At 42.4% G+C, this 18,256-nt stretch carries 15 protein-coding genes; 11 read left to right on the top strand and 4 right to left on the bottom strand.

The features are described 5' to 3' along the window. Nucleotides 1-30: 30 nt before the first annotated feature. From ACRYKC_RS00710 to ACRYKC_RS00700, 3 genes are all read right to left on the bottom strand, one after another. Nucleotides 31-1,356, bottom strand: coding sequence for an ABC transporter substrate-binding protein (locus ACRYKC_RS00710; RefSeq protein WP_433804730.1), 1,326 nt, complete (start codon nucleotides 1,354-1,356; stop codon nucleotides 31-33). A 28-nt stretch (nucleotides 1,357-1,384) separates the two neighbouring features. Further along, nucleotides 1,385-2,398, bottom strand: coding sequence for a LacI family DNA-binding transcriptional regulator (locus ACRYKC_RS00705; RefSeq protein WP_433804729.1), 1,014 nt, complete (start codon nucleotides 2,396-2,398; stop codon nucleotides 1,385-1,387). A 232-nt stretch (nucleotides 2,399-2,630) separates the two neighbouring features. After that, on the bottom strand, nucleotides 2,631-3,101 hold the full coding sequence (locus ACRYKC_RS00700; RefSeq protein WP_433804728.1) for a GNAT family N-acetyltransferase: 471 nt from the start codon (nucleotides 3,099-3,101) through the stop codon (nucleotides 2,631-2,633). A gap of 116 nt (nucleotides 3,102-3,217) precedes the next feature. Between ACRYKC_RS00700 and ACRYKC_RS00695 the strand changes: the two genes are divergently transcribed. The 9 genes from ACRYKC_RS00695 (at nucleotide 3,218) to ACRYKC_RS00655 (ending at nucleotide 14,918) form a co-directional block, all read left to right on the top strand. Next, nucleotides 3,218-4,525 carry a lysine N(6)-hydroxylase/L-ornithine N(5)-oxygenase family protein gene (locus ACRYKC_RS00695; RefSeq protein WP_433804727.1) on the top strand — a complete coding sequence of 436 codons (1,308 nt, stop codon included), beginning with the start codon at nucleotides 3,218-3,220 and terminating at the stop codon, nucleotides 4,523-4,525. 342 nt (nucleotides 4,526-4,867) lie between these two features. Then, nucleotides 4,868-5,905 carry an N-acetyl-gamma-glutamyl-phosphate reductase gene (gene argC, locus ACRYKC_RS00690; protein ID WP_433804726.1) on the top strand — a complete coding sequence of 346 codons (1,038 nt, stop codon included), beginning with the start codon at nucleotides 4,868-4,870 and terminating at the stop codon, nucleotides 5,903-5,905. A 16-nt stretch (nucleotides 5,906-5,921) separates the two neighbouring features. Then, nucleotides 5,922-7,148 (top strand): bifunctional ornithine acetyltransferase/N-acetylglutamate synthase, encoded by a 1,227-nt coding sequence (argJ, locus tag ACRYKC_RS00685; RefSeq protein ID WP_433804725.1) that lies wholly within the window; start codon nucleotides 5,922-5,924, stop codon nucleotides 7,146-7,148. Then, nucleotides 7,117-7,926: an acetylglutamate kinase gene (gene argB / locus ACRYKC_RS00680; RefSeq protein WP_433804724.1), complete on the top strand. Its 810-nt coding sequence runs from the start codon at nucleotides 7,117-7,119 to the stop codon at nucleotides 7,924-7,926. Before argJ ends, argB begins: the two co-directional genes overlap by 32 nt. Further along, nucleotides 7,923-9,080: an acetylornithine transaminase gene (gene argD, locus ACRYKC_RS00675; protein WP_433804723.1), complete on the top strand. Its 1,158-nt coding sequence runs from the start codon at nucleotides 7,923-7,925 to the stop codon at nucleotides 9,078-9,080. Before argB ends, argD begins: the two co-directional genes overlap by 4 nt. A 115-nt stretch (nucleotides 9,081-9,195) precedes the next feature. After that, nucleotides 9,196-10,260, top strand: a complete 1,065-nt coding sequence (locus ACRYKC_RS00670) for a carbamoyl phosphate synthase small subunit (protein WP_433804722.1) — start codon at nucleotides 9,196-9,198, stop codon at nucleotides 10,258-10,260. Then, nucleotides 10,253-13,282 (top strand): carbamoyl-phosphate synthase (glutamine-hydrolyzing) large subunit, encoded by a 3,030-nt coding sequence (gene carB / locus ACRYKC_RS00665; protein WP_433804721.1) that lies wholly within the window; start codon nucleotides 10,253-10,255, stop codon nucleotides 13,280-13,282. Before ACRYKC_RS00670 ends, carB begins: the two co-directional genes overlap by 8 nt. Further along, complete coding sequence (gene argF / locus ACRYKC_RS00660) at nucleotides 13,279-14,235, top strand: ornithine carbamoyltransferase (RefSeq protein WP_433804720.1); 957 nt, start codon at nucleotides 13,279-13,281, stop codon at nucleotides 14,233-14,235. Before carB ends, argF begins: the two co-directional genes overlap by 4 nt. Nucleotides 14,236-14,432: 197 nt before the next feature. Continuing rightward, complete coding sequence (locus ACRYKC_RS00655; RefSeq protein WP_433804719.1) at nucleotides 14,433-14,918, top strand: GyrI-like domain-containing protein; 486 nt, start codon at nucleotides 14,433-14,435, stop codon at nucleotides 14,916-14,918. Nucleotides 14,919-14,962: 44 nt separating this feature from the next. Here ACRYKC_RS00655 and ACRYKC_RS00650 read toward each other — a convergent pair whose 3' ends face one another. Beyond that, a complete protein-coding gene (locus ACRYKC_RS00650; protein WP_433804718.1) occupies nucleotides 14,963-16,378 on the bottom strand; it encodes a Na+/H+ antiporter NhaC family protein in 1,416 nt (471 codons plus the stop codon). 150 nt (nucleotides 16,379-16,528) lie between these two features. Between ACRYKC_RS00650 and ACRYKC_RS00645 the strand changes: the two genes are divergently transcribed. Further along, nucleotides 16,529-16,972, top strand: coding sequence for an SRPBCC family protein (locus ACRYKC_RS00645; RefSeq protein ID WP_433804717.1), 444 nt, complete (start codon nucleotides 16,529-16,531; stop codon nucleotides 16,970-16,972). A gap of 109 nt (nucleotides 16,973-17,081) precedes the next feature. Further along, nucleotides 17,082-18,218, top strand: a complete 1,137-nt coding sequence (locus ACRYKC_RS00640; RefSeq protein WP_433804716.1) for a DEAD/DEAH box helicase — start codon at nucleotides 17,082-17,084, stop codon at nucleotides 18,216-18,218. Nucleotides 18,219-18,256: the final 38 nt, after the last annotated feature.

The following is an 18,256-nucleotide window of genomic DNA, read 5'->3' as shown; positions in this document are numbered from 1 at the left end:
CAACTTGAAGGCTAAATCGGTTTAACCAATTTATTGCATGACGTTGTTTAGTTCTTCTTCCATTGTTGCCGCTGCTTCTTCAGGAGAAAGCTCGCCAGCGATTGCTTTTGATACGTTGATCTGAATGATTTCAGAAACTTCAGGGTAGTTAGGTGCAACTGGTCGGGATACGGCACCTTCTAGTGCTTTTTGGAAACCTTCTTCTTTGAAGAATGGGTTGGCTTCTAGAATTTCCTCATCTTCAAATAATTCTGGAAGGGTAGGAGCTAGTCCACCATAGATCGCAGAGATTTTCTGGCCTTCTGGTCCTGTCATGAACTTAACGAATTCCCAAGCTTCTTCTTTATGCTCAGAATATTTGTTAATTCCAGCCATCCACCCGCCTAAAGCGGCTGCACTGCCTTCATCACCAGCTGGTAGAGGAGCGACACCAACATTTCCTACGATTTCAGACTCATTTTCATCGTTGGCAAGGTTCCATTGGTAAGGCCAGTTACGGATGTAAGGAGATTGACCTTCGATGAACGCTGTGTGAGATTCTACTTCTGTAAATGTGTTGATGTTTCCAGGAACGAAATCAGAGTTTGCAATTTCGACTAGTTTAGAGATTCCTTTGATTGCTTCAGGGCTGTTAACTACTACTTCTCCGCTATCATCCAGGATTTCGCCGCCATAAGAAGCGATGTATTCAACAACATTTGTCACTAATCCTTCATACTGTTTTGCTTGCATAAGGTAACCAAATTCAGTACCTTCTTCACCTTGTTTAGCCTGTGCTGATTCAATTAGCTCATCCCATGTCTGAGGTACTTCATCTTCACCGACAATATCTGTACGGTAGAAAAGCATACCAGCATCAATGAACTTAGGCATTGCCCACTGTTTTCCGTTGAAGTTTGCTGCAGAGACCGCACCCTGGTTGTACTTGTCCATATCAATTCCATCGCGTTGGATAAAACGGTCTAGTTCAAGAACGTATCCTGCTTGAGCGAACTCTGCAGGCCAGATAACGTCCATATCCATGACGTCGATTTCAGAGGATTCAGCGTTTAGCTGAGTTACATAAGCATCGTGCTGCTGACCTGTGTCTGAAGGCATTTCACGAAGTTCAACTTGGATGTTAGGGTTCATTTTGTTGAACTCCTCAATCAATTTTTCAGAAGCTTGTGTAGAGTCTTGACCACGTGCCCACGTTAATGTGACGACTTCATCGGAAGATTCGCCTTCACTGTTTTCTGAAGTTCCTTCTTCTCCACCTGTATCTTCAGAACCTGAGTCATCTCCGCCTCCGCTGCAGCCGACTAATGCTAATACCAAAATGAAAAGGATAGACAAAAACCATAGTTTTGCTTTCATCAATTAACCTCCTAGTTATTGTTCAATGTTATATAGCCCTTAATGGGCCTCGTACTGTTGATTCTCGGATGATGAGTTCGAGAGGGAATTCGTACCGCTCTCGTTTAGGGAAATCCTGCCTTTTAATCGTCTCAATCAAAACCTGAATGGATTGTCGTGCCATAAGCTCAATCGGTTGTTCAACAGTGGAAATCTTCGGATCCATGATCTTTGAAATCACTTGATTATCAAAGCCGATAACTGAAAGGTCTCCAGGGACATCAACGCCATATTCTTTCGCACCGGTTATGATACCGGCAGCAACTTCATCACTGCCTGTAAAAACTGCGGTAGGAGGGTCTTTCATCTGGTGGATCTGCTTAAATACTTCAATACCATGTTCAATGGAGTAGGCATTGAAAAACCCGTACCTTTTATCAAACGTTAAACCATGTTCTTTCAGGGCTTTATCAAAACCAATTTTTCTATGTTTGCCAACCATGCTCTTATGGCCGCCTGTACAATAGGCAAGCCTGCGGTGTCCTTGCCTTAGCAGGTGCTTCGTCGCTATATATCCTCCGTGGATTTGATCCAGCTTAATAATAGGGATATTAGCGGAATCCTCAAACTCGTTACACATTACTAAAGGTCCATAAGGTAAGTATTCAGAAACGGTTTCCCACTCGTTTTCCAGGGAAGCTAATATCATGCCATCCACTTGTTTCATCTTCAAAAGTTCCAAGTGACCAAGCTCTGTCTCCTTGGAATACATCGTCTGACAAATCAATAATTGAAACCCGTTTTTAGTAGCTTCGATCTCCATGGATTCAACCAACTGACCGAAGAAAGGGTTCATGAGTCTTGGGACAAGGACTGCAATCATTTGCGTTTTTTTATTCCGGAGACTACGTGCAGAAGAATTCGGGACATAGCCAAGTGTATCCATAGCCTGATATACCTTTTGTTTTTTTGCTGGAGAAACGTGGGGATAGTTGTTGATCACCCTTGAAACAGTTGATTTAGAGAGTCCAGCCAACCTGGCTACATCGTCAATCGTTACCACTATCAAACCTCCTCTCTTGCTTATGAATTATTGAAACCGATTTCAAAAATATCTAAATAAATAGAGATAAATGCTTGCTAAAACAATAGTTGTTTTTTTGAAACCGTTTTCAATAACTTGAGTAAAGTATATTTCAACTCTATTGAAATTTCAACAGTATTTTTAAAAATTCTGAAAAATATTAGAATTTTCTAATAAATTATAGCGAATCTTGACAAAGATTTTTTCCAAGTTAGTTTCCTAAGGGAAGTTGGAAAACAATCATGTCCATGGCTCTTATACCATTCTCAAAAATGGGTTCAGGATAAGTGAGAAAGAAATTTTTTCGGATATCATAAAAACGGAAGCCGGCTTTTTGATAAAAGGCAAAATTCCCAATGCTTGAATTAGCTGTGCCAACGAGAAGCTGCTGAAAGCCTTTCTCCTTATAATAGGTGACAGCGCTCTGAATAATCTTGCGGCCTATTCCTAAGCCTCTGTAATCCTCAAGGATCGCTATATTTTTAATTTCGGCTGTTTGCTGATCATGAAAAGTAAATAAACAGACGCCAACGGATTGGCCTTCGTAGAACACCTCAAACATTTCTCCTTCATTGATGTATTCTAGAACAATGGCCTCAACTTCATCTGCCATCAGTAAATAATCCAATAAGTCATTTCGGTTCGTTACCTTTTCCAAAGTTATTTTGTTCAATAAATTCACCTCTGAATGCAGCTGTTTTATCGCTATTATAGTTTTCGTGTGATTATGGTACCATATAACTAGCGTAAAGATTTCTGAAGAGGATGTTTCTTCGGAAAAAGGAGTAGTGAATTTTGATGGGACAACAAGAGAAGATGTATGACTTAATTGGCGTAGGGGTTGGACCTTTCAACCTCAGCTTAGCAGCTTTGCTGGATGGGTTTGAACAGGTGGACAGTCTGTTCTTTGAACAAAATGAAGGGTTTGACTGGCACCCAGGGATGCTTATTGAAGGGACGAAATTGCAGGTTCCTTTTCTTGCTGACTTAGTAACGATGGCAGATCCTACGAACTCGTATAGCTTTTTGAATTATATCAGCAAAAATGACCGGATGTATCAGTTCTATTTTTTACAAAGGTTAGATATTCCACGGCGTGAATACAATGACTACTGCCAATGGGTTGCAGAACAATTGGACAGCTGTCAGTTTGGAAAGCGTGTTACAGGTGTGCGCCACATCAAAGAAACGGAAGCTTATTATGAGGTGGAAGTGACAGATCTATCGACAAATGAAACATCGGCTTACCGTGCAAAAAATTTGGTAATGGGGACAGGGAGCGAACCGGTCATGCCGAAATCCTTCCAGGGCCTTCCTGAAAATGATGTCTTCCATACAGCAAATTTCCTTCCTAATCAGGAGCGCTGCCGTCACGCGAAATCCATCACAGTTGTAGGCTCAGGGCAAAGTGCTGCGGAGACCTTCCGTGAATTGTTGAAGGAGCAGAGAAACTGCGGATTTCGACTGGATTGGATTACCCGTTCACCAGGCTTTGCTTCTATGGAAGAATCAAAACTAAGTTTGGAGCACTTTTCACCTGACTATGTGAATTACTTTTATCAGCTTCCACAGAAGCAGAAGGACGAAATCTTCGCCTCCCAGGGCCTTTATTATAAAGGGATTAGCAATCATACGATCAACGATATATACAATTTGTTGTATGAATATTCGATCGGCCGTGATGAACTGGATGTTGGCCTCCAGGTGCTTAGTGAAGTCAATGATATTAAGCAGAAGGCAGATGGTACTTATGAGTTAAGCTGTTATCATTGGCAAAAGAAACAGGAGTTCAATCATGAGAGTGAAATAGTCATTGCAGCTACAGGATATAAACCGAACGTACCTGCTTTTGTCCATCACCTGGAGAATTTTCTTGAATGGGACGAGGATGGCCGCTATAAAGTTACAGCGGATTATCGTCTCAAACAGCAGGAGCCATCAGAGAACGAAATTTATGTCCATAGTGGAATTTCTCATACCCATGGGGTAGGGTCCACGAACCTGGGTCTTGCCGTCCACAGAAATAAGGTCATCATCAATCATCTTATGGACCAAGAAGTGTATCCTATGAACGAAAAGAACATTTTCCAATCGTTTTCTATATAATTCTATTTGGTTTCGTACAACTATTAGAGAAAGTGGTGGAAGAGAGACCGGTGTATTCCCGGTCCACCTTTCTCAAACAGGTTGGAATCGTTATGCCTGGATTAAGGCTTAATGGAAAAGAAGTTCTAAGCTGAAAAATCATTTAATAAAAGTGAAAATAGACCGGGGCATGTCCCTCGGTCTATTTTTTTATTTGCATGGTCTTGGATGGCATAGAAATCGTTACAGAAATGTAAATTGTCGAAGAAGTGGAAAAATGGCTATTGACATATAGCTGAGTAGGGTTAATAATATTGTAAATATACAGTTATTATTATAAATATACATAGAGGTGGTTTTAAATTGAAGGCAGGAATAGTTGGAGCAACCGGTTATGGCGGTATAGAGCTGTTTCGGCTGCTCACCTCTCATTCACAAATTGATGCACTCACCTTATTTTCCTCATCACAAGCAGGAGAATATTTTGAAGATATTTACAACCAGTTAAATGTGGATGGTAAGCATCAGCTGGAAGACCTGAATCCTGAGAAAATGAAGGAAGACCTTGATGTCATCTTTTTAGCAACACCAGCAGGCGTATCTAGTAATCTCACACCAAAGCTTGTTGGAGGGCATGCGAAGGTCATCGATTTATCTGGAGATTTAAGGCTTAAGGATTCAAGCACTTATGAAAAGTGGTATAAGAAAGAACCGGCACCGGGATCATTGTTAGATCAGACGACATATGGTTTGCCGGAGTGGAATAAAGAGGCAATTGAAAAGGCAGATGTCATTGCCAACCCAGGGTGCTATCCAACCGCTGCACTACTTGGTTTGGGTCCTGTAGTAGAAGGGCAATTAGCAGATCCTTCTTCCATTGTCATTGATGCAAAGTCAGGGGTTTCAGGAGCAGGTAAAAATCCTAATCCGATTACCCACTTTGCTCATACCCAGGAGAACTTCCAAATATACAAAGTCAATAAACATCAGCATATTCCAGAAGTAGAACAACAGCTGAAGCAGTGGAATCCAGAAGCCAAACCGATTACATTTTCTACTCATTTAGTACCGATGACAAGGGGAATCATGGCCACGATTTATCTCTCGCTAAATGAAGATTTTTCAACGCAAGATCTTCTTGATCGTTACACCTCTTATTATGAATCTCACCCATTTGTACGAGTAAGGGAAGAAGGAGAATTCCCTTGTACGAAAGACGTGTACGGTTCGAATTATTGTGACATTGGATTAACTGTTGATGAAAGAACGCGAAGGGTGACCATCGTTTCTGTTATCGATAACTTGATGAAAGGCGCAGCCAGTCAAGCAGTACAAAATATGAATCTATTATTCGGATATGAGGAAAGAGAAGGTCTTCCTCTTTTACCTACCTATCCATAAGAAGGGGAGAAAAGGATTGGTTCAAACAGTAAAGACACATGAGATCGAAAAAGTTGAAGGTGGAAACATCTTATCACCACTTGGATTTCAATCGGGTGGAGTCCATAGCGGGCTCAGATACAAGAAGAAGGATTTCGGACTGTTGATGAGTGATACCCCTTCTTCTGTGGCCGCGGTCTATACACAAAGCCATTTTCAAGCTCCTCCTTTGAAAGTTACGCAAGAAGGGATTGAAAAGTCAGGTAAAATTCAGGGAGTGGTCATTAACAGCGCTGTTGCGAACGCCTGTACAGGAAAAGAAGGCCTGAAAAATGCTTATAAGATGCGGGAAATGGTCGCTAGACGGTTTGACCTTCCAGAAGAATATATAGCTGTTGCTTCCACGGGCGTCATTGGTGAACAGCTCCCAATGGAGAAGATTTCTTATGGATGTGAAACGGTTGAACTGAGCAGAGATGGCGCTAATGATTTTCAAAAATCGATCTTAACTACAGATACATGTGAGAAATCAGCTTGCTACCAAACGAAAATTGATGGCCAAACGATAACGATCGGTGGTGCTGCAAAAGGTTCGGGTATGATTCATCCGAATATGGCTACAATGCTTGGATTTATCACGACAGATGCGACGATTGAGACGGAGGCTTTGCAAAAGGCGCTTAGTCAATCGATCGAAAAATCGTTCAATCAAATTACTGTCGATGGTGAGACTTCTACGAACGATATGGTCCTCACGATGGCAAATGGGAGTGTTGAACATCATCCACTTATTGAGGACCATCCGGATTGGGAAAAGTTTCAGACAACTCTTCAGCTTGTTTGTGAAGACTTAGCAAAGCAGGTTGCGAGAGATGGAGAAGGGGCGACCAAGCTGATTGAAGTGAACGTGAATGGGGCTGCAACCAATGAAGAGGCCCGTATCATCGCTAAAAAAGTCGTCGGTTCCAGTCTCGTTAAAACTGCCATGTATGGGTTAGATGCTAACTGGGGACGTATTGTAGGAGCGATCGGTCACAGTGATGCGACGGTAGATCCGAATGGCTGTGATATTTATATTGAAGACCAGCTCGTATTCAGTGATGGCACTCCTTGTCCTTTCTCGGAAGAGCAAGCGACTGAAGATATGAACAATACAGAAGTGAAAATCGATATTCGGCTGCATGAAGGAGAAGGAAAAGGGACGGCTTGGGGGTGCGACTTGACGTATGACTATGTCAAAATCAACGCAAGCTACCGCACCTGATCGAAAACCGATTATCGTGGTAAAGATGGGTGGAAGTATTATTGATCAATTGACTCAGGAGTTTTATGACAGTTTTTCTGAGCTTCTTGGTCACTACCACTGCATCATTGTCCATGGAGGGGGACCTGCCATCACCTCTCTTTTAACGCGTTTAGAAATCGAAGGTGAATTCCATAAAGGGTTGAGGAAAACAGATGAGCGAACCCTTGAGGTCGTAGAAATGACGCTGGGAGGCAAAGTCAACGCTCAAATCACCTCAGAGCTTCTAAAACAAGGGATTAAAGCAGTCGGTCTCAAAGGTTCAGATGCCTCCTTAATAACGGCTGATTATGAGGATGAAGAGAACCTTGGTTTTGTTGGAAAAGTAGCAGAGGTAGAAGCGGACATTCTTTATCAGTGCCTAAACGCTGATTATCTTCCTGTCGTCGCCCCGCTTGGGAAAACGAAGACAGGGCAAACCGTTAATATTAATGCGGATATTGCAGCAGGGGCTATTGCTCGGGCCGTTCAGGCGGAGAAGCTGCTTTTTGTGACAGATGTTCCTGGGATATTGCGTGACGATGAAGTGATTGAACATTCTACTCCTGAAGAAATCCAATCGTTGATCGAGCATGGATGGATTTATGGAGGCATGATCCCGAAAGTCCAGTCTGCAGTAGAAGCCCTTTCTGACAAACTTGAAGAAGTCATGATTGTCAGCGGAAAGCAAGCGCTGATTCAGGGCGATCGTATGAAAGGAACGAAGATTCGTTCGAAACGAAAGGAAGGGGTCGAATGAGTTTATTTCCAACCTATAATCGTTTTCCTCTCACTATCGTTTCCGGTTCTGGTACAACAGTAACCGATGATGAGGGAAAGGATTATCTAGATTTTGTATCCGGTATTGCAGTATGTAACCTGGGTCACCGACCTCCAGAGGTCCAAAGAGCAATACAACAACAGCTAGATCAAGTCTGGCACGTATCGAACTTATACCAAATTCCGCTTCAGGAAAAGGCTGCGGATAAATTGACAGAAGGAAACAATTTAGATCATGTTTTCTTTTGCAACAGCGGTGCGGAAGCGAATGAGGCAGCCATTAAGCTGGCCCGCAAACATACAGGAAAAGAAAAAATTATTACATTTAAACAGTCCTTTCATGGAAGAACGTTTGCCACTATGAGTGCAACGGGACAAGAAAAGATACAGCAAGGTTTCGGAACATTGCTTCCTACCTTTGAATATCTTCCATATAACGATGTGGATGCTGTGAAGCAAATAGAGGATGACGAAGTAGCGGCTATTATGGTTGAAGTCATTCAGGGTGAAGGAGGAGTCGTACCTGGAACGGCCGCCTTCTTACAGGCTATTCAGGAAAAGTGCCGAAATATCGGAGCCCTATTGATCATTGATGAAGTTCAGACAGGGATTGGGCGTACAGGCGCTCGCTTTGCTTATGAGCATCACCAATTGGATCCTGATATTGTTACCTCGGCAAAAGGACTCGGCAGTGGTTTTCCTGTTGGGGCCATGCTTGGGAAAGCAGAGCATAAAGATGCTTTTTCAGCTGGCTCACACGGGACAACATTCGGAGGGAATCCGCTTGCTTCTGCGGCGGTAAACGCCACACTTGAAACCATTTTTTCTTCTGAATTTCTTGAAGAAGTTCAACAAAAAGGAGAACAGCTTCAAGGGAAACTACGGGAAGAGTTAGGTGATTTGAATGTGGTTAAAGAAATTCGTGGTCAAGGACTTATGCTAGGCATTGAATTAGATGTAGAAGCAATCCAGATCATTCATACGTTGCGTGAAAAAGGATTACTGGCAGTCCTTGCAGGCCCTAAAGTTGTGAGACTACTCCCACCTTTAAATGTGTCGGAGGAAGAAATCGTTGAAGCCGTAAAAATTTTAGCTGCCGTTTTGCAAGAACAAGACCAAATGCAAAGTGTATAAAATTGAATAAAAAGGCGCGGTGATCGCTACCTAACAGTGAACACCGCCTTTTTAGACTCTAAATTGTATAAAAATACAGTATATATAATAAATATTCATTTGATGGGGTGAAATGATGCAAGGATATCTTAGTTTACAAGACGGGCGTTCCTTCCAGGGGGAAGCCTCTCAGGAATGGAACGTACCTGTACAAGGAGAAATCGTGTTTTTTACTGGAATGACAGGCTATCAGGAAGTGTTGACTGACCCTTCCTATAAGGGACAAATCGTTGTCTTCACGTATCCATTAATCGGAAACTACGGGATTAACGAGCATGACTCTGAGAGTGAGGAAATACAAGTGAGCGGAGTAGTTATGGCTCATTGTGCAGAACGAGCTGCTCACTACCAGTCGACCATTTCTTTAAAACAATATTTAAATAAACATCATGTCCCTTTCCTGACTGGAGTGGATACACGGGCGGTAACGAAAGTGATTCGCCAGGGGGGAACGCGCCAGGCGTGTCTGACCCATCAACCTTCAAATGCTTTTGAGGTTCCAATGAAGGATCATGTTTACCAATCCAAAGGAGAAACCATTCATACGTATGGGGAAGGGTCAATGCATATTGCACTCATTGATTTCGGCTGGAAAAAGTCGATATTGGCTTCTCTATTGGAAAAAGAGCTTAAAGTTTCAGTAGTCCCGTTTACTGAGATCAAGCATCTTGATGAACTCAAACCAGATGGAATCGTTTTGTCCAATGGGCCAGGAAACCCGAAAGATGTGGAGCCTGAATTACCTAAAATTAAAGAAGTACTAAATTGTTATCCCGCTTTTGGAATTTGTATGGGGCATCAAGTTATTGCTCTTGCCTATGGGGCAAATACGAAAAAATTAACTTTTGGCCATCGCGGAGCCAATCATCCGGTTAAAGATAACGTCACAGGAAAAGTCTTTTTAACTTCACAAAATCACAACTATGTAGTTGATGATCATAGCCTTGAAAATACATCTTTGGTGTCCCGTTTCTTCAATGTAAATGATGGATCCAATGAAGGTGTAGCTCATAAAACCAAACCGATCATGTCTGCTCAGTTTCACCCGGAAGCGAACCCGGGTCCAGAAGATGCGGAATGGCTATTCGGTGATTTTATAGAAATGATTAAGATGAAAAAGGAGGAGAAGGCATATGTCTAAAAAAGTATTAGTCATAGGTTCGGGGCCGATTGTAATCGGGCAAGCGGCTGAATTTGATTATTCTGGAACGCAAGGATGTCTTGCTCTTCGTGAGGAGGGATATGAGGTTATCCTCGTTAATAATAATCCAGCGACGATTATGACCGATTATACGATTGCTGATGTCGTTTACAGCGAGCCGCTGACAGTAGAGAGTTTGACATCCATTATAAAAAAAGAAAAGCCTGATGCCTTACTGGCGGGACTAGGGGGGCAAACGGCTTTAAATCTAGCTGTAGAGTTAGAAAAAGCTGAAGTCTTGAAAACGTATGGTGTGGAGCTGCTAGGTACAAGTGTAAAGTCCATTCAGCAAGGAGAGGATCGTGAGCTTTTCCGTGAATTGATGGACCAGTTGGGTCAGCCTGTACCTGAAAGCGAAGTTATCTCTACGGTGGAAGAAGCCTTAAAATTCGCTGAACGTGTTGGATATCCAATTATCAGCCGACCTGCTTATACGCTTGGAGGCCGTGGAGGCGGTATTGCTGAGAGTGAAAGCGCACTTGAAGAACTAATTCAAAACGGGCTTAAAGCGAGTCCTATCAAGCAAGTAATCATTGAAAAAAGTATCGCTGGTTTTAAAGAAATTGAGTATGAAATTATGCGTGATACGAATGGAACGTGTATCTCGGTTTGTAATATGGAGAATTTCGATCCAGTTGGTGTTCATACAGGCGATTCTATTGTAGTGGCACCTTCTCAAACGTTGACAGATAAAGAATATCAAATGCTTCGTACAGCGTCGCTCCAGATTGTCTCAGCGTTAGAGGTAATCGGCGGTTGCAATGTCCAGTTGGCTTTAGATCCAAACAGCAATCGTTATTATGTGATTGAGGTTAACCCTCGTGTCAGCCGGTCTTCTGCTTTAGCATCGAAAGCTACAGGATATCCAATAGCAAAAATGGCAACAAAAGTGGCACTTGGTTATCCACTAGATGCCTTAGAGAACCCATTAACCGGTCATACGTATGCCAGCTTCGAGCCTGCTTTAGATTATGTCGTTGTAAAATTCCCGCGCTGGCCGTTCGATAAATTCTCTGAAGCAAACCGCAAGCTTGGCACGACGATGAGAGCTACTGGAGAGGTTATGGCAATCGACCGCACACTTGAAGGGGCTTTCCAAAAAGCGGTTCAGTCTCTTGACACGAAACCACCTGCAATCACCAATGCAGAAGAACACCTGACAAAACCGACGGATCTCCGCTACTTTGCTATTTTGTCAGAGTTGCGTGCAGGGAAAACGATAGAGGAAATTCATAACGTCACAGGCATCGATTTGTTTTTCCTCGATGTGCTTATGAACATGATTAATCTTGAAAAGTCACTCAGCAAGTTTTCCTTGGATACTTTGCAAGTTGAAGTGTTAAAACAAGCGAAGGTGTACGGATTCTCTGATTCTACGATCGCTTCATTGATCGGGGAGTCTGAAGCAGAGGTGGAGAATTTAAGAAAAATCCATCAGATCCATCCAAGCTATAAGATGGTTGATACGTGTGCAGCGGAGTTTGAAGCTGCCACAAATTATGTCTATGGCACCTATGCGGGAGAAAATGAAATCGAACCCCTTGAAGCAACGAAAAAAGCGTTGATTATAGGATCAGGACCCATCCGTATCGGCCAAGGAGTTGAGTTCGATTATAGTGCTGTTAAAGCTATTGAAAGCTTACAAGGATTAGGCTGGACGACGGTCATGGTTAACAATAATCCGGAAACCGTCAGTACGGACTACGAAACGGCAGACCGTCTTTACTTTGAACCGATCACTAAAGAGGTCATTGCATCAATTGTTCAACATGAAAATATTGATCTCGTCTTTACGCAATTCGGTGGGCAAACGGGCATTAATATTGCAGAAGAATTAGCGGCAGCAAAGATTCCTTTAGCAGGCGTCAGTGCTGATACCCTTGCTGATCTTGAGGACCGTGATCGCTTTTATACAGCTTTGAATCAGTTAGATATTCCACATGTTCAAGGAAGTACGTGCTATACAAAAGAGGAAGCAATTCGTGCCGCTGATGAGTATAACTATCCACTGCTTTGTCGTCCTTCCTATGTCATAGGCGGGCAGGGGATGGTCAAGATCAACAATGATGCAGAACTTGAAAATGCATTACAAGGGACGGATGCTCGCCATTATCCAATTGTGCTTGATGAATTTATGATTGGAAAAGAAGTCGAAGTCGACCTGGTTGCAGATGGAGAGCACACCTTCATTCCAGAAATTATGGAACATATCGAGCCGGCCGGGGTGCACTCGGGTGACAGTATGGCGATCTACCCAGCCGCCATTCCAAAAGAAATAAAAGAAATGGTTTATCAATACAGTGAACAGATCGTAAAGCATTTTCATTATAAAGGGATTATGAATATCCAGTTTTTATGGCAAGGGGACGAAGTGTTCGTTCTAGAGGTGAACCCGCGAGCAAGCCGTACGGTCCCAATTATCAGCAAAGTGTCCAATCAGTCACTGGTGGATCTCGCTATAAAGGTGTTAGCAGGAGAGACTGCCTTTGATTTTAAGGCGTTCAGTAGCATGGACCTGTCTTATGTCGCGGTTAAATATCCACTTTTCTCGTCTCATGCTTTACCAGAGCTCGACCATAAACTGGGAGCGAATATGAAATCTACAGGGGAAGGAATGGCGATTGGACGTACCGTAGAAGAAGCGTTAGCTAAAGTGTTTTCGCATTTGCCGAATCCTTATCAAAATAAAGATAGTTGCTTTTTGGATGAGCAAGCGGTCTTTGATATACCCACAAGTACCTTAAGCTTTGAAGACTGGATTCAATCCAATGAAGCAGCCGTGTATTATAACGATCAAGATACCGAGAAAGCCAAAGAACGCCGAATTCAAGCGTTGAAATATGGCATAACGGTTTTCAGTGAAAAATCAACTTTTGAAGCTTATTTAAAAGCTCTTACGTGTGAACAATTTGAGCCGACCCCATTACCAGGGAAGAAAACGGAAGGAGTGCAAGCAGGATGAATTTAATGGAACAGATGATGTCAACAAGTTATTCACTAAAAGGGAAGAATGTATTATCATGGCTTGATTTTACTCAATCGGACGTTACCCAGCTGTTAGCTCAGGCACAATACGTAAAGGAAAACCCGCATTCCTCAGCGTTGAGCGGCAAAACGCTTGCCATGATATTTGAAAAATCTTCAACTCGGACTCGCGTATCATTCGAAGTCGGCATGGTTCAAATGGGAGGGCATGCGCTTTATCTGAATTCAAGAGACATTCAGATTGGTCGCGGAGAAACCATTGCGGATACAGCCAAAGTATTATCAGGTTATGTAGATGCGATTATGTTTCGTACAACTTCTCATGAAAAATTAAAAGAACTCGCTGAACATGCTAGTGTACCTGTCATCAATGGACTTTGTGACATTTATCATCCTTGTCAGGCTCTTGCCGATATTTTTACGATCTTAGAGCTAAAGGGACGTCTGTGCGGCATTAAGCTTGTGTACGTAGGAGATGGAAACAACGTGGCCCATTCCCTGATGATCCTTGCAGCTATGATGGGGATGGAATTTGTCATTGTGACACCGAAAGGATATGAGCCGGACGCTGATATTGTTGAAAAATCCCAAAAGCTGGCTAGCCTTTATAAAGGGTCGGTTACTATAAGCCATAATCCGATAGAAGCAGTTGGAGCAGCCGATGTTATTTATACAGATGTATGGACCAGCATGGGGCAGGAAGAAGAAGCAGAAACTCGCCTAAAAGCTTTTGAAGAGTTTCAAGTAAATAAAGCGTTGTTTTCTAAAGCAAAATCGAACGCTTCTTTCCTTCATTGTCTGCCTGCCCACCGTGATGAAGAGGTGACGGGCGAGGTGATTGACGGGCCGCAGTCGGCTGTTTTTCAGCAGGCTGAAAATCGTATGCACGTACAAAAAGCTATCTTACAAGCCGTTATAGGTTCCTGGTAATTTACAAATAATAACAAGAATAAAAAGATGGGTACAGCTAGTATGATATAGAATGAGAGGGTATGGCTAAGAAAAAAGTTAAAAACTTTATCGAATGGCTACGAATATGATCGAATGGGGATTTTTTAAAAGGTAAATGGCATTTTTTGTGGAAATAGTTATGGAGAGTGATCAAACAAAAAAGGAGTGGCCCTATAATGAGCGAGCAAGTTTCAACAGCTGTGGAACCTAAAGTCGTTAAGAAAACCAACTTCAAAGTGGTCGGCACTTATTGTCAAACGATGATGGATGAAAGGGAAGTGAAAATTCCCCGGTTGATGGAGCATTTTCATACGTCAAAGTTGCACAAGGTGAAGAATCGAATCAATAACCCTAATTCTATTGGAATGTTTGTCGACCCACCGAACTGGAACGAAGCCACAGAAGCTTTTTATTGGATTGCCGCCGTTGAAGTTGACAGTTTTGAGAAGATACCACAAGACATGATCACAAAAACCATTCCTGCTCACAAGTATGCTGTTTTAGAATATGACCCGTCTGTTCATGATTTCAATCCATACCCATATTTGTTTCAATGGATTAAAAGTAAAGGCTATGAGCTTGTTGAAGGATTTGGGTTTGAAGAATATCACCCTTACACCGGTACAGAAACAAAATTTACACTCTATCTTCCAATTAAATAATTAAAAAGCAAGGGCGTCTTAAATGGCGGCCTTGCTTTTTTTAGTTAAGAATAAGTTAAAAAGGAAATGCCAAAGTAAAGAACAGCAGCTGCACCAGCCGCAATCAACGCTGGCTTCAGCTTAAATTTTGCATACTTGATCGCATTCAAATTCAAAATGCCGGCTGTCGTATTCGTATCATCGCTGAGGGGAGAAGAAAAAGCTCCGAATGTTCCGCTAGCAAATACGGCACCAATGACCATAGGCAGTGGACTGCCTGCCACTGTTGCAATTGATACTCCTACAGGCATTAAAATCCCCCAGGTTCCCCAGGAGGAGCCGATAAAATAGGATAACCCGCAGCCGATGATAAATATAATAGCAGCAACAAAACCTGGAGGAATCCATTCAAAAGAAGTTGAAATCGTTTCAGCGAATTTCAATTCCTCTGACCCTTTGCTTAAGCCCCAGACCATCGCAAGTAAGAGAATGACCCCCATCATCTCGTTTCCGCCATCAATCAAATAATTCATCATTTTTCGAAGTGGCTCTGAAATAAATTTCAAATAGATCACAAAAAGGATAACCGTTAAAACGACTCCTAAGACCATCGCATCAAGGACGTTCGCGTTGATTAACGCTTCAAACCCTTCTTTTCCGTTCTGTATTCCGACCATATACATAAAAAAGAAGGTGAGCACGATGACACTGGCAAGCGGAATGATCAAGTGCCAGGGTTTTGACGGAAGATCCTTTGTCACAGCAGGGTGGCAGTCTTCCCATTGATCATCATCTTCCTTGTTTTCTTCGGCACCTTCTTCTGCATCAGTGGCTGATTTCTTGCTATGATGAAAAAAGCTTAAGTAAAAGCCTAAAATGAGCATAGAAAAAGCAAAAAAATTGTAAGGAATGCTTTGGATGTATAGAGAATAAGCATCTCCTTCGGTGCCAGCTTGCTGCAGAGATAATTCAATGACTGAAGTCATATACCCAACGAATGCTGTTGCAACAGGAATTAAAACGACAAGAGGGGAGGCGGTTGTTTCAATGACGAATCCAAGCTCCTGCTTTGTCATTGGGATTTTCTTTCTCATCGCTTTCATGACAGGACCAATGGTAACGATTCGAAAGCTCGGGGCACTGAACGTTCCAAGGGAAGAAAGCCAAGTTAAGATGAAGGCGCCTCGCTTTTTGTCAATTCGCTCTGTGGCGGCCTGCACGAACCCTTTTATTCCTCCGGACATCTTCACGATTCCAATTAAAGCAGAGAAAGCATAAAGGAAGATGATGATCTTTAGGTTGTTTTCATCGGTCAAGCCTTGAATAATAAAAGAAAGAGCAGTCATCATTCCTCCAAGCCAATGAGGATCGACTAGGTATCCAGCGACAATCACAGCAAAAAGCAGGCTTGGGATGACTTGTTTTGTCCAGATGGCTGCGATGATAACAACGATGAAAGGAATAACAGAAATCCATTCCATTTTATGTACCTCATTTCTTTACCGTGATTTAATTAGCATGTGTGAATTCAGGAGAAGCTATTCTTACTTAAACGTCTACTGTAAAAGGATTACGCTATAACAAAAGCGAATATAAACAAAAAGATATATTGGTAAATGGGAGTGGTTTTTGTGTCATTTTTGGAAAAAAATGTTGTCATTAAAAAGCCGATTGAAGAAGTTTTTGAAGCGGCTACAGATTTCCGTAAGAGTCCTGAGATGATGGACGCTGTGGTAGAGGTGGAAATTCTCAGTGATGGCCCTGTCAAAGAGGGGTACAAATTTAAAGAGACGCGAGAAATAAGAGGAAGAAAAGCTTCTTCTGTTATTGAAGTCACTGATTTTGAGCAGAATAAGCACTATTCAGTGCGCAGTGTACAAAATGGATTGGATTTGCGCTACCACTACAAATTCGTAGAGACGACAGAGGGGACGCGTGTCGAATTCAAGGGGGAATTGTACACGGAAGGATTGCGTAATAAACTTGCCCAGCCTTTGATTAAAAGGATTATTAAGAAGGAAGACGAGCACCATCTGGAAGATATGAAAAAGCATATCGAAACGACAGGATCATAATGGTATAATAGAAGTAAGCTATGGATTTTATATGAAAGGTCTCATCGCCATCTTGGATGGGATGGGACCTGTTTTTTTAATGGAAGAAGAAAGGAAATGAATAGATATGATGAATAATAAACAGGAGTGGATGGATTCGCTGCCTTCTTACTTGAAAGAGGCATGGGAAGAAGCTGCTTATGAATCTTTAACAGCCGTTCAGAAGCAGGCGATTCCATTTATCCTGAATGGGGAGGATGTGCTGGCGGAAGCCCCTACAGGAAGCGGAAAAACTTTGGCCTATCTCATTCCTCTGCTCAAGAATATTAATCCAGAACAGAAACGTACCCAAGTTCTAATTATGGCGTCTTCTCATGAGCTTGTTATGCAAATTTTCCATGAGGTGCAAGCGTGGACAAAAGGAAGCGGCATAGCTAGTGCTTCCTTAATCGGCGGCGCGAATATAAAGCGTCAGATGGAAAAGTTGAAGAAAAAGCCGCAAATTGTCGTCGGTACACCTGGGCGTGTCTACGAGCTTATGAATAAGAAAAAGCTTAAAGCACACGAAATTCAGTCTCTAGTCATGGACGAGGCTGACCAATTGCTTGTCCCCGAGCATATTCAAACGGTAAGAAGTATTTTGAACAGTACGATGAAAGAGTGTCAAACACTTCTTTTCTCTGCCACCTTACCAGAGGAAGTTCTAGAGCTAGCCCATGACTTCATGGAAGAAAATGCGGAAGTGATCCGTGTTTCAGAGGAACAGATGAAGCCAGAAGTCTACCATACGTACATCGTATGTGAAGATCGTGATAAAAAAGAGATGGTTCGTAAACTAGCTCATATGGACGGTTTTAAGGGGCTGGCTTTCATGCAGGATATTGCTAAATTAAATATTCTAGCTGAAAAACTGACCTACCAACATCTTGACTTAGGGTTGCTTCATAGTGATGCAAAAAAAGAACAGAGAGCTAAAGCGATTAGGGAATTCCGTAATGGGGAATACCGTTTACTACTAGCTACAGACGTTGCAGCAAGAGGACTCGACATTAAAGACATCACCTATATCGTCAATTTGGACATGCCAAAAGAAACGACTTCGTATATTCACCGATCTGGACGTACAGCTCGTATCGGAGCGAAGGAAGGTACTGTCGTATCCCTTGTTAACCCTGTAGAGGAGAAGCGGCTGAAGAAACATGCACGGGAGTTAGACATTCATTTAGAAGAGAAGGTAGTGTACAAAGGCTGCTTGAAGGACGCTTAAACTTATATTTATATACACCTTAGATAGGAGAGGCTGAC

Source organism: Halobacillus sp. A1-3 (assembly GCF_050971765.1).
Taxonomy (GTDB): domain Bacteria; phylum Bacillota; class Bacilli; order Bacillales; family Halobacillaceae; genus Halobacillus; species Halobacillus mangrovi_B.
This window is presented reverse-complemented; position numbering and strand designations above follow the sequence as displayed.